This is a genomic window from Amycolatopsis sp. NPDC051371 (genome assembly GCF_040682155.1).
GTDB lineage: Bacteria > Actinomycetota > Actinomycetes > Mycobacteriales > Pseudonocardiaceae > Amycolatopsis.
In genome coordinates this window covers 379,914-391,737 of the sequence record NZ_JBFBAG010000001.1, presented here as the reverse complement: position 1 = coordinate 391,737, position 11,824 = coordinate 379,914, and the positions used below count along the sequence as shown (strand labels likewise).

Here is an 11,824-nt window from a genome sequence, read left to right as displayed (position 1 = left end):
GCACCGGCAAGATCGCGGGCGGCAACCTATCCTTTCCCCCATGGAAAGACTCGACGACCTCGGTTTCTTCCACGTGGTCGCCGTCAGCGAGACGCTCACGGCCGCCGCGCGCGAGCTGGGCGTCTCACTGCCGGTGGTGAGCAAACGCCTGAAGGCGCTGGAACGCCGCCTCGACGTCCGCCTGGTGCACCGCGGCGCGCGCCGGCTCGCGCTGACGTCGGAAGGCGAGCTCTACGCCTCCCGCGTCGAGGCGATCCTCGACCAGGTGCGGGAGCTCGACGACCTGGTCAGCCACCGCTCCGGCGACCTGCGGGGCTCGATCGTCGTCCAGGCGACCCTCGGGCTCGGCCGCGCGCACGTGGCACCGCTCGTCGGCGAGTTCACCGCGCTGCACCCGCACGTGCGGGTCCAGCTCCACACGTCGGCGCTGCCGCTGCGGCCGCACCGGCGCGAGTTCGACCTGGCCGTGCACGTCGGCACGCCGCCGGACTCCACGCTGCGGATGCGCCGGCTGGCGCGCAACCGCCGGGTGCCGTGCGCGGCACCGTCCTATTTGGACCGCTGCGGGACGCCCGAGCGGATCGAGGACCTGGCCGGCCACGACTGCATCGTGCTGCGCGAGAACGAAGGCGACTTCGCCGTGTGGCGGTTCGGCGGTGCGGCCCAGCCTCGTCAGGTCCGGGTGCGCGGCAGCCTGTCGAGCAACGACGGCGACATCGTGACGGACTGGGCGCTGCGGGGCCGCGGGATCGTCATGCGCTCGGAATGGCAGGTCCGGTCCCACCTGGACAGCGGCGCGCTGGTGCGGGTGCTCCCCGGGGTGCCGACGCCACCCGCCGACATCTACGCCCTGCTGGCCGACGACGTCCACGTGCCGCGGCGCACCAGCGAGCTGATCGGCCACCTGGCCGCGCGGCTGCCGGAGCGGCTCGCTTTCCCCTAGTACCCGCGGTGACCGAGTTGCTCCTGGCTCGCCAGGAGTTCGTCGACCTCCGCGCGGGACGGGCTCGTCGCCGGGCCGTACCGTCCGACCGCGATCGCCGCGGCGGCGTTCGCGCGTTCGGCCGCCACCAGGAGCGGCGAATCGCGCAGCAGTTCCGCCGCCAGCACCCCGGCGTGGGCGTCCCCCGCGCCGTTGGTGTCCACGGGGTCGACGGGGAAACCCGGGACGCGCACGGTCACCCCGTTCTCCACGACATCGCAGCCCGCCGCGCCGACGCGCGTGACCCGCACCGCGACCGCCTCGACTCCGTCCACAGTGGACATCGCGGCGGCCTCCGCGGCGTTGCACGAAAGGATGTCGACATGCGGCAACAATGCCCGCCAGACGTCGGGGCCGACGTCCGCCGCGAGGGGCCCGGGGTCCAGCAGCACCCGGTGCTCCCCCATCGACGGCAGCCACTCGAGCAGCGCGTCGCGGTTCGACTCCCGGAGGAGGCTGTACCCGGTGACGTACACCAGGTCCCCGGCCCGCGGCCGCACGCGGTGCAGGTGCTCGGCCGTGAGGGTGCCTTCGGCGCCGGTCTCGGTGATGAACGTCCGTTCGCCGGCCGCGTCGACCAGGACGACGCACACCCCGGTGTCCGATGCGACCGGGGTCTGGACGAGCTCGATACCTTCGGCCGCCAGGGCTTCGCGGACCAGGTCGCCGAAGCGCCCGGTGCCGTGCTCCCCCGCGTAGACGACCTCCGCTCCGGCGCGGGCCGCGGCGGCCATCACGTTGAACCCGCCGCCCGCGGTGAAGCGGACATCCGAGGCGAGCACGTCACCGCCCGGGGGCGGCAGCGCCTCGACCCGCATCACGAGGTCGACGACGGCCTGTCCGGTGTGGACGAGCCGGCCGGTCATCGACGGATCCTCGCACCACCGAGCGCGGCGTACAACCCGGCGGCCACGGCGAACGTGACGACCCAGCCGAGCCCGTTGGTGCCGAGCCACGTGCCGGACAGGGGTCCGGTGAACCAGGCGTCGTCCCCGGTGCCGGCCGTGGTGAACAGGTAGCCCGCGACGATGGCCGCGGCCCAGGCGAGCAGGGCGCGCGGTTCGCAGCCCGCGCGGTACCAGTACGCACTCGTGCGGTGCACGTCCATCAGCGCCACCGGGTCGTAGTCCCGCCGGCGCACCATGTCGACGACGAACACGCCGACCCACGCCGTGATCGGCACCGCCAGCAGGCTGATGAACGCGATGAACGGGCCGTAGAACCCGTCGGCCACCAGCATGAAGTACAGCGAGCCGAGGAACGTCACGACGATGTCGACGACCACGGCGTACACCCGCTTGAGCCGGATGCCCAGGGTCAGCGTGGTCAGGCCGGCGGAGTACACGGAAAGGTGGTTCGAGAGCAGCAGCCCGCCGAACGCGGCGATCAGGTACGGCACCGCCATCCAGCTCGGCAGCAGCTCGCGGATGGCCGCGACCGGGTCACCCGCCGAAGCGAGCGAGGGATCGTCGGCCGAGACCAGGCTGCCGAGCGAGATGAGCAGCACCAGCGGGATCCCCGCGCCCGCGGCGGCCGAGGCGACGAGCGACCCGGCCCGGACGGTCGGCGACTGGTAGCGCGACATGTCGGCGGACGCGTTGGCCCAGCCGATCCCGGTCCCGGCGGCGATGGTGCCGACGCCGGCGATCATCGCGCCGACCGGCGCGGGCGACGCGGCGAACACCTGGCCCCAATGGATCCGGGTGATCAGGCTGACCGCGACGACGACGTTGAGCGCGCCGAAGATCCACGTCGACCAGCGCTGCACCGCCACCAGCACCGCGTGCCCGAGGCCGGAGACCGTCACCGTGAGCAGGACGAACACGGCTACGCCGGCGATCGTCAGCACCGGAGACGCCTTCGCGTCGGCGTTCGCGCCGAACAGGATCGCGCAGAGGGAGAGGAACGCGAACGCGGCGGTCGTCGTGTTCACCGTCTCCCAGCCGAGCCGGGACACCAGCGACACCACGGTCGGCCCGATGTTGCCCCGGACGCCGAACACCGCACGCGACAGCGTCAGCCCGGGCGCGCCGCCGCGCCGGCCCGCGATCGAGACCACGCCGACGACCGCGAACGAGCCGGCGGCGCCGAGCACCGCGACGATCGCCGCCTGCCAGAACGCCAGGTGCTGCACCGCGACCAGGGTCGCGCCGAGCGGCAGCCCGAGGATGCTGATGTTCGCGGCGAACCACACCCAGAACAGCTGCATCGGGTGCCCGTGGCGCTCCCCCGCGGGCACGGGTTCGATGCCGCGGGTCTCCAGTGCTCCGGTCCGCTCCGGGGTGGTCACGGCGCTCTTGCCGGAGACGTCAGCTGAATCGACCATCATTACCTCGCAGCCGCAGGAGGCCGTCCACGATGACGGCCAGATCGAGCCGGTTGACCACCCGCACCTGGTCTACCAGGTGTGCGGGCAGTCCGGAAATCCCGTGGTGTGCGCCGAGGATCGCCCCGCACACGGCTGCCACGGTGTCGGTGTCGCCGCCGATCTCGGCGGCGAGGGTCAGGGCCGCCGCCGGGTCGTCCCCGAGCGTTTCGGCGAGCGCGAAGGCGGCGACCACGGATTCTTGAGCGGCGACCGAAGTCCCGATCACCCGGGTGAGCGCGTCGGCCAAGCCGGCGCGGCCCAGGCCCCGCACCCAGCCGCGCGCCCAGGCGATGCGGGCCGCGATGTCCCCGCCGGCGACCCAGTGCCCGCGCAGCGCGCCCTCGGCCGCCGCGCGCTCGGCTTCGTCCAGCGACGTCTTGAGGTCGGCACCGTCCACACCGGACGAAACGGCGGCGGCCACCGCGGCGGCCGCGGCGATCCCCAAGCCGGTGTTGTGGGTGACGCGGCTGGCCGCGACGACCGCGTCGAGGAAGCCTTCGCCCAGCGGCGTCGCGATGCCGACGGGGGTGATCCGCATGGCGGCGCCGTTGGTGGCGCCGTCCCGGCCGGCCTCGTCGGCGCCGGCGCCCGCGTCGAGCCGGTCGAGGGCGCGCCGGGTCGAGGGGCCGAGCAGGTCGAGCGAGCCGCGGCGGATCATGTCCGCCTCCCACTTCCGCAGGGCCTTCGCGAAGTCGTGCGCGTCGATCCGGCCGTCGCCGTCGATGGCGAGCCGGGCGACGAGCACGGCCTGTTCGGTGTCGTCGGTGATCGACCCGGCCGGCATCCCGGGCGCGATCGGCTGCTCCGCGACGGCATCGACGAAACCGCTGATCGGCCCGTACGCGGCCGCGATGGCGGCGCGCGACATCGACTGCGTCGGCATGCCGAGCGCGTCGCCGATCGCCAGACCGTAGAAGGCGCCGAGCGCTCGCTCTCGGACGAGAGACAGCCGGGTGAACATGTACAAACATGTACAGTTACTGAGCAGGACGTGTCAAGCCCTGGTCATCGGGCCGGGTCAGCGATCAGGCGCGTTCACCCGACAGCTAGGCCGCGCCGAAGGAGACGTCGAAGCGGTCGCACCAGAGGCTCACGCTGGTGTAGCCGGCGAGGTCGGTGCCCGCCGGCAGCGGGTAGTTCTGGTTCCCCTTGTTGCCCTTGAGCTTGCCCGCGTCGAGGTACCGGCCGTCGTCGAACAGGGCCCAGCCGTCCTTGCCCGGCTTCACCGGGGCGTCGGTGAGCCAGACGTGCACGTCCGGGCCGCTGCTGGTCGTCAGGTTCTCCAGGCGCAGCACGAGCGACCCGTCGGTGGCGCGCAGGATCCGGACGGTGCCGGCGGTCCGGTGCTCGTGGCTGATCAGCGTCCCGGTCGCGACCTCAGCGGGCGCGGCGGGCGGGGCCGATGCGGCGGGCGGGGGCGCCGGCACGGACGGCTGGGACACGGGAGCGGCGAGCGGCAGGGACTCCTCGACCGTCTCGTCCACCCAGAGCCGCCACGGCTGGAACCAGTACAGGCCGGCCGCGACCGCGACCGCGACCAGAGCCGTGGCCAGGACGCCGGTGACCACGCGCCGCCGGGTGCGGTTCATCTCGTTCTCCTCATCGCTGCGCGCTTCGTTCGCCGGCCAGGTACACCCAGGACATCCCGACGGCGACACCCAGCATCGTGAACACGCCACGTGGCCAGAAGATGTGACTGTCCAGAAAGGACACGCCGGCGAGCAGGAGCACCGCCCCACCCGGCACGGCCCACCACCCCGCGCGCAGGATCGCCGCCACGACGATCAGGACACTGGCCACGAGAAAGCAGCCCGCGCCGATGGACCCCACCAGATCGCCGGCCGTGAACACCGCGCCGACGACCGGGGTGGCGCCGTGCTGGGCGTGGACCACCGTGCCGCCGGCGATCCCCGCGACGGCGTCGAGCCCGCCGTAGAAGGCCGCGTACCCGAACGCCGCCACCCAGCCGGGCCAGCGGAGCCACCGCGGTGCCGAGGTCAGCAGGTACCACTGCGCCACGGCCAGCAACGGGAAGACCGGCAGCAGGATGATGTGCAGCGTGGTCCACCAGGGTGCGGTGGCCGCGTCGAGCTGCGCGGGGTGTACCGCGCCGAACCCCGCGAGCAGGAGCCCAGGGACGGCGACGAGGAACCCACGCAGCGACATCCGGCGACCCTAGCCGGGGCTGCCGCCGGACAGACCGGCCGGCGGATTAGGAAACTCTTACGGGCCGGGGCGCACCCGCCCCGGCCCGGCGGCTCACCGCACCAGGGCGTCGTGGCCCAGGAGGTCGCCGAACACCGACACCGCACGGTCCACCGCGTCGTCGTCGACGCCCGCGTGGGTCACCGCGCGGATGCGGTCGGTGCCCAGCTCCTCCACCCGGATCCCGCGACGGCGGGCGGCCTCGATCAGCGTCCGGGTCGTGTAGCGGTCGTCGCGGACCTTGAAGAACACCATGTTCGTCAGCGGCGGCCCCGGGTCCAGCCGGACGCCCGGGATGCGCGACAGACCACGGGCCAGGCGCGCCGCGCGGGCGTGGTCGTCGGCCAGCCGCTCGGTCATGTCCGTCAGCGCCACGATGCCGCACGCCGCGATCATCCCCGCCTGGCGCATGCCGCCACCGAGCATCTTGCGCATCCGCCGCGCCGCCGCGATCGTCACGCGGTCGCCCACCAGCACCGAGCCGATCGGCGCGCACAACCCCTTCGACAGGCAGATCTGCACCGTGTCGGCGTGCTTGGCGACCTCCGCCGCGCTGACGCCGAGCGCCACCGCCGCGTTGAACAGGCGGGCGCCGTCGAGGTGCAGGGCGACGCCGTGCGAGCGGATCAGCCGGGACACCTCGCTGAGGTAGTCCAGCTGCAGGGGCAGCCCGCCGCAGCGGTTTTGCGGCGTCTCCAGGCTCAGCACCGCCGGCGGCGCGATCTGCGGGTCGCTGCGGTCGACCGCGCACGCCTCGGCGATCGCCGCCGGGTCGATCGTGCCGTCGGGCAGGTTCGGCAGCGGGTCGTAGACGATGCCGCCGCACAGCGACGCGCCGCCCGCTTCGTAGACGTACACATCGGACTCGTGCCCGACGATCGCCTTGCCGCCGCGCGGGCAGTGCGCCAGCAGCGCGGTCAGGTTCGCCATGGTGCCGCTCGGCATCAGGCAGCCGGCCTGCTTGCCGAGCAGCTCGGCGGCGAGCTGCTCCAGGCGGTCCACGGTCGGGTCCTCGCCGTAGACATCGTCGCCGAGCGGGGCGCGCGCGGCGGCCTCCAGCATCGTCGGGGTGGGGAGGGTGAAGGTGTCGCTGCGGAGTTCGACATGCGTGCCCTGCGCGGGCACGGCGTCCGGGCGGACGGTGGCGAGGTCGTCGGCGAAGGTGGTCACTGCAAGCTCCTCGGGATCAGCGGGTGGCCATGCGCTCGCGGAGGCTCCGCGGGCGCATGTCGGTCCAGACGGTGTCGATGTGCGCGAGGCACTCCTCGCGGCTGCCGGTGACCCCGGCGCTCAGCCAGCCCGGCGGCAGGTCGCGGCCGGCGGGCCAGATCGAGTACTGGTCTTCGTCGTTGCGGACGACGGTGAACGTCACGGGGTGCTCCGGGGGTCGATGAGGGATCGGACGGCGTCGTCGAGGCCGACCTCGGCCTGGCTCCAGCGCCAGCGGCGTTCCTCGGCGGCGGTGCGGATCCGGGCGAACGCCGTCTCGGCTTCGGTGACGGCGGCCAGCACGGACTCCCGCGCGGGACCGCCGCCGTAGGCCGCGTGCTGGGCGACCTCGGCCGGGTCGAGTGCGGCGAGGACGTGCGCCGGTTGTCCGGCCAGCCGGACCCGGGCGACTTCGTGCAGCTTTACCCCGGCGTCGAGCGCCTCCTTGGCGATGGCGCCGACTTCGTGGTGGGCCTGGCGGAACGGGACGCCGGCGTCGACGAGCCGTTCGGCGAGGTGGGTGGCCGCGGTCTGGCCGTCGACGGCGCGTTCGTACATCCGCTCCGGCACCGGCTCGGCGCCTTCGACGACGAGCCGCAGCAGGACGACGGCGTCGGTCGCGGCTTCGAGCGCCGACCACGCCGGGGCGACGGCTTCGGTGCCGACGGCGATGGCGTTGGTGAACCGCGCGGTGGCCATCGCACTCGCCGACGCGGTGAACGCGCCGAGCGGGGCCAGCGCCCGGCCCTGGACGTGTTCGAGCAGGAACGGGTTGCGCTTCTGCGGCATCATCGAGCTGGACCCGACGACGTCGTCGGCCAGCCGCAGCAGCCCGGCCTCGGCGCTGGTCCACGCCTGGAAGTCGTGGGAGACGCGGCAGAGCAGGACGCCGAGGACGGTGGCCGCGGAAAGATGGCGCAGCACCAGGTCCCGCGACGCGACGGCGTGCAGCGAGTTCGGGATCGGCGTGGCGAAGCCGAGCAACGCGGTGGTGCGGTGCTGGTCGACCGGCAGCGACGTGCCGCCGACCGCGCCCGCGCCGAGGGGGTTCTGGTCGATCTCCGCACCGGCCTGCCAGAGGCTTTCGACGTCGCGGACGAGCGCGCTCGCCACGCCGGCGAAGTAGTGGCCGTAGGTGATCGGGACGGCGGGCTGGTGGTGGGTGTAGGCGGGCATGGTGACGCCGGCCCAGCGCCGGGCCCGCTCGAGCAGCGCGCGGCCGAGGGCGTCGGACTCGGCGAGCAGGCGTTCGTGCGGTTCGCGCAGCCGCAGCCGGACGACGGTGGCGTTGAGGTCGTTGCGTGAGCGTCCACTGTGGAGGATCCCGCCGACCTCGGCGCCGAGGGTGTCGATGAGGTGGGACTCGTAGGCGAGGTACCGGCCGCGCGGTGCGGGGACGTCGTGCAGCGGCGCGAAGCCTTGTCTCCGCAGGCTTTCGATGCCTCGGAGGAGTTCGCTGGCACGGGCCCGGTCGACGATGCCGCGTTCGGCGAGCATGACGACGTGGGCGCGGTCGACCTGGCTGATGAGCCCGAGTTCGGCGGCGACCGGATCGGGTGCGGGGGCGGTGTCGCGGTCGAAGAGGATCTCCCTGGCCGCGGCGGAGATGGGGCTGGCGAGCCGGCCGGTTCCGCCTGGGGCGATGGTCATCGAGGTGCTCCTTCCGGGGTGTCCGGGTGGGGTGCGGTGGCTCGCCCGGAGGTCGCGAATGCCTCATTCGCGGCTTCCGGCGTCCCGAATGAGTCATTCGCGACGTGAGCGGGGCGGGCGGCGGCAGCGGTCTGCGCTACGGCGTTGATCAGGAACCGCAGGGTCATCGGGTTCTCCCCCGCGGCCCAATGGTCTTGAATGAGTCATTCAGGACCTCCGGTGACCTGAATGACTCATTCAAGACGTCGGGGCCGGTCATCGGGACTCTCCCTTCGGCGCGGGAACCAGGGCCGCCCGCAAGCGGTCCAGTCCGGCGGCCGCCGCCGCGCGGCCGCCGCGGGGCCGGTCGGCCACCGCGAGGACGTGCCCCGCGCGGTCGCGGTAGTCGCGGGCCGGGCGGACCACCGTGCCGTCCGCGCGGTACAGCCTGGCATCGACCACACCCGGCACCGTCGACGCCCTCGCCACCGCGTCCCCGGCCGCGATCACCGAGGTGGACGTGGCGGTGAGGAAGCGCAGCGACGCGCACGCCCGCCGGGAAGCCCGCAGGTCGGGCGGCAGGCCCAGCACCGCGGAAACCTGGGCCGCCACCAGGTCGACGCCCGTCGCCGCGCGGACCAGCTCCGGGATCATGCCGCCCGCCGGGCGCGGGTTGACCTCCATCAGCCACGGCCCCGACGGAGTCAGGCGGATCTCGACGTGGGCCGCGCCGAAGCCCAGCCCGAGCGCGGTCACCGCCGCCCGGGCCGTGTCGATCAACGCCGTCTCGTCCGCCGGGGGCAGCGCGGCCGGGACGTCGTGGCCGACCTCGACGAAGAACGGTGCCGGGCCGAGGTGCTTGCGCACCACCGCGACGACGACGTCGCCGAACAACTCCACCGAGTACTCCGGCCCGCTCGCGTACGGCTCCACCAGCACCTGCGCCGGTACCGGCAGCCCGCGTTCGTTGTGTGTCACCGAAAGCAGCGCCGCCGCCTGGGCGGCCACCGCGTCGGGCGTCTCGCAGCGCAGGACCCCGACGCTCCCCGACCCCTCGGCCGGCTTGAGCACCACCGGGAACTCGACCGCCGCCGCGACCGCCTCGGCCACCGACGTCGCCACCGTGCACGGTGCCCCGAGCACCGCCCGCTGGTGCGCCTTGTTGCGGCACTCGGTCACGGCGTCCGGGTTCGGGCCGGGCAGATCCAGTTTCGCCGCGATCCGGGCCGCGACCGGGATGAAGTACTCCGAACTGCTGGTCACCCCGGCGGGTTCGCCGACCTCCGAAGCCAGCACCGCGCACGCGTCCGACGTGTCGCACACGACGACGCGCACGCCGTCCTCGGCCGCGTACGGGTAGCGCGAAGGGTCGGCCGCGGCCAACACCGGCTCGTACCCGAGGGAACGGGCCTGCCGCGCGAACAGCCGCCCGGTGCCGGTGGTGTTGCTCTCGACGAGCAGCAGCGTGCGCGTCACGACGCGTCCGCCAGCGACCGCCGGCCCCAGTTCAGCCACGTCCACGAGCCACCCGGCTCGGCGGGCGCGACGACCTCGTACGGCTCGGCCGCCCCCGGGTGCGCCAGCCCCTGCGCGCGCAGCCACTCGTCCGAGTACACCGTGTCCTGGTAGCGGTAGCCCTCGTCCGGCAGCAGCGCGACGACCGTCGCGTCCGGGTTCCGGTGCGAGAACCAGTCGGCGACCTTGAACGACGCGCCGCTGGTCGGGCCCATGAACAGGCAGTGCCGCGCGTACAGCTCACGCGTCGCGGCGAACGCCTCCGCCGCGCCGATCCAGTGCACCTGGTCGTAGCTGGCGTGCTCGACGTTGGGCGGCACCAGGCTGTTGCCGAGCCCGCGCAGCACGCGCGGGCCGTCGGCCTGGCCGAAGATGGCGCTGCGCTGGGTGTCGACGCCGATGAGCGTCAGGTCCGGGACGAGCATCCGCAGGAACGAGCTCGTACCGGACGTCGAACCGCCGGAACCCACCGCGCCGACCAGGCAGTCGGGCACACCGATCGTCTCGGCGAGCTGCTCGGCCACGAGCGCGTACGACCGCGGGTTGTCGGGATTGCTGTACTGGCCCGGTACCCAGTGGTTCGGGTACTCCGCGCGCAGCTCCTCCAGCCGGTCGAGCCGCGCGCGCTGGAAGCCGCCGACCGCGCTCGGCTCCGGGCAGATTTCGACGCGGGCGCCGAGGTGCTCGAGACGGCGCTTCAACGGCGCGTCGATCGCCGTGTCGCCGACGATCGTGAGCGGGTAGCCGCGCAGCCGGCAGACCATGGCTAGACCGAGGCCGAACGTGCCCGACGACGTCTCGAGCACGGTCGTGCCCGGGCCGACTTCGCCGCGCTCCTCGGCGCGGTCGAGCATGAACCGGGCGGGCAGCAGCTTCATCAGGCCAAAGGCGGCGACGTGGAAGTTGGGCCGGATGCGGATGATCCGGGGCAGCTCGGTCGCTTCCACAACGGACCGGCTGACGGGTGCGGCAAGGGTCATCGGACTCACCTCTCGGTTTCGAACTGCCAGGTCTCGGTCACGTCGAGCCGGGTCGCGGCGAACTCCCGCCGCGCCGGGGTTTCGGGGTCGGTCGCGTCGAAGAGCAGGCCGGCGACGTCGCCGCTGTGGGCGACCTGCACGCCGGCGGCCCCCGAGGCGCGGGCGACGGCGAGGATGTCGTCCAGGCCGGGGATGGGCAGGTGCCGTTGGTTGAGCAGGGTGCTGGCGGTGGCGACGCGGCCGAGCAGGCTCGCGTCACCGTCGCGCACGGCGCGCCGCAGCAGGCCGCGCAACGGGCGGAACGCCTCGATCTCCCACGACGTGTAGCGCGCGGGCGGGAGTTCGAGGGTGTCGACTCCGCGGCCGCCGGGGCTGGTGCCGAACCCCAGTACCGCCAACGGCATCAGTTCGCCGAGGTCCTCGATGGGCTCGCCTTCGCGGTGGGCGAAGACGACCGCCCGGCCGCCGTACATCAGGGAGTCGGACGCGGTCTCGGCTTCGACGGCCAGCGAGCCCACCTCAGCCGGGGAGAGCCGGCGGCCGGTCGCGGCGAGGACCGCGCCGATCGCCGACGTCACGTCCGCCGTCGAGGAGCCGAACCCGCGGCACAGCGGGATGTCGCTGGTGATGTCGAGCAGGCCGCCCGGGATCGGGCGGCCGAGCCGTGCCAGCGTCAGGTCGGCGGCGCGACGCGCTTTGGTGCGCCAAGCGGGACGCACCGTCGTGCCGGTGTCTTCGGTGGGCAGGAACGTGGCGCGGGTGCTGTAGAGCGGGCACGGCAGGGTGACGAGCCCGCGGCGGAGCCGGCCGGCGGCGACGAACACCCCTTGCAGGATCTCGCCGTGGTGGGCGTCGACGCGGAAGCTTCCCGCGCGTGGGTCGGTGACGGTGGCGGGGGCCGGTGCGGCGACCGCGAGGTCTTCGGTCATGGCGTTC

Annotated in this window: 12 protein-coding genes; 1 reads left to right on the top strand and 11 read right to left on the bottom strand. The window is 73.6% G+C overall.

Translation table 11 applies throughout. The features are described from left to right. Nucleotides 1–40 precede the first annotated feature (40 nt). Nucleotides 41–943, top strand: coding sequence for a LysR family transcriptional regulator (locus AB0M59_RS01545; RefSeq protein ID WP_364606752.1), 903 nt, complete (start codon nt 41–43; stop codon nt 941–943). On the opposite strand, the gene AB0M59_RS01540 is transcribed toward AB0M59_RS01545, so the two are convergent. The 11 genes from AB0M59_RS01540 to AB0M59_RS01490 form a co-directional block, all read right to left on the bottom strand. Then, nucleotides 940–1,848: a PfkB family carbohydrate kinase gene (locus tag AB0M59_RS01540; RefSeq protein WP_364606749.1), complete on the bottom strand. Its 909-nt coding sequence runs from the start codon at nt 1,846–1,848 to the stop codon at nt 940–942. The two genes, AB0M59_RS01545 and AB0M59_RS01540, sit on opposite strands and share 4 nt — an antisense overlap. Beyond that, nucleotides 1,845–3,308, bottom strand: a complete 1,464-nt coding sequence (locus tag AB0M59_RS01535) for a cytosine permease (RefSeq protein WP_364606746.1) — start codon at nt 3,306–3,308, stop codon at nt 1,845–1,847. Before AB0M59_RS01535 ends, AB0M59_RS01540 begins: the two co-directional genes overlap by 4 nt. Then, entirely contained in the window at nt 3,292–4,311 is a 1,020-nt protein-coding gene (locus tag AB0M59_RS01530; protein WP_364606743.1) for an ADP-ribosylglycohydrolase family protein, read from the bottom strand. The genes AB0M59_RS01535 and AB0M59_RS01530 overlap by 17 nt, the downstream gene beginning before the upstream one ends. A gap of 85 nt (nt 4,312–4,396) precedes the next feature. Further along, nucleotides 4,397–4,939 (bottom strand): DM13 domain-containing protein, encoded by a 543-nt coding sequence (locus tag AB0M59_RS01525; protein ID WP_364606740.1) that lies wholly within the window; start codon nt 4,937–4,939, stop codon nt 4,397–4,399. A gap of 10 nt (nt 4,940–4,949) precedes the next feature. Continuing rightward, entirely contained in the window at nt 4,950–5,516 is a 567-nt protein-coding gene (locus tag AB0M59_RS01520; RefSeq protein ID WP_364606737.1) for a hypothetical protein, read from the bottom strand. A 93-nt stretch (nt 5,517–5,609) separates the two neighbouring features. Then, nucleotides 5,610–6,725, bottom strand: coding sequence for a GntG family PLP-dependent aldolase (locus tag AB0M59_RS01515; RefSeq protein WP_364606734.1), 1,116 nt, complete (start codon nt 6,723–6,725; stop codon nt 5,610–5,612). 16 nt (nt 6,726–6,741) lie between these two features. Then, nucleotides 6,742–6,927, bottom strand: coding sequence for an MbtH family NRPS accessory protein (locus AB0M59_RS01510; RefSeq protein WP_364522041.1), 186 nt, complete (start codon nt 6,925–6,927; stop codon nt 6,742–6,744). Then, nucleotides 6,924–8,414, bottom strand: a complete 1,491-nt coding sequence (locus AB0M59_RS01505; protein WP_364606731.1) for an argininosuccinate lyase — start codon at nt 8,412–8,414, stop codon at nt 6,924–6,926. Before AB0M59_RS01505 ends, AB0M59_RS01510 begins: the two co-directional genes overlap by 4 nt. 255 nt (nt 8,415–8,669) lie before the next feature. After that, nucleotides 8,670–9,869 carry an ATP-grasp domain-containing protein gene (locus tag AB0M59_RS01500; protein ID WP_364606728.1) on the bottom strand — a complete coding sequence of 400 codons (1,200 nt, stop codon included), beginning with the start codon at nt 9,867–9,869 and terminating at the stop codon, nt 8,670–8,672. Then, on the bottom strand, nt 9,866–10,888 hold the full coding sequence (locus AB0M59_RS01495; protein WP_364606725.1) for a pyridoxal-phosphate dependent enzyme: 1,023 nt from the start codon (nt 10,886–10,888) through the stop codon (nt 9,866–9,868). The genes AB0M59_RS01500 and AB0M59_RS01495 overlap by 4 nt, the downstream gene beginning before the upstream one ends. 5 nt (nt 10,889–10,893) lie before the next feature. Further along, nucleotides 10,894–11,817, bottom strand: a complete 924-nt coding sequence (locus AB0M59_RS01490; protein WP_364606722.1) for a kinase — start codon at nt 11,815–11,817, stop codon at nt 10,894–10,896. Nucleotides 11,818–11,824 lie beyond the last annotated feature (7 nt).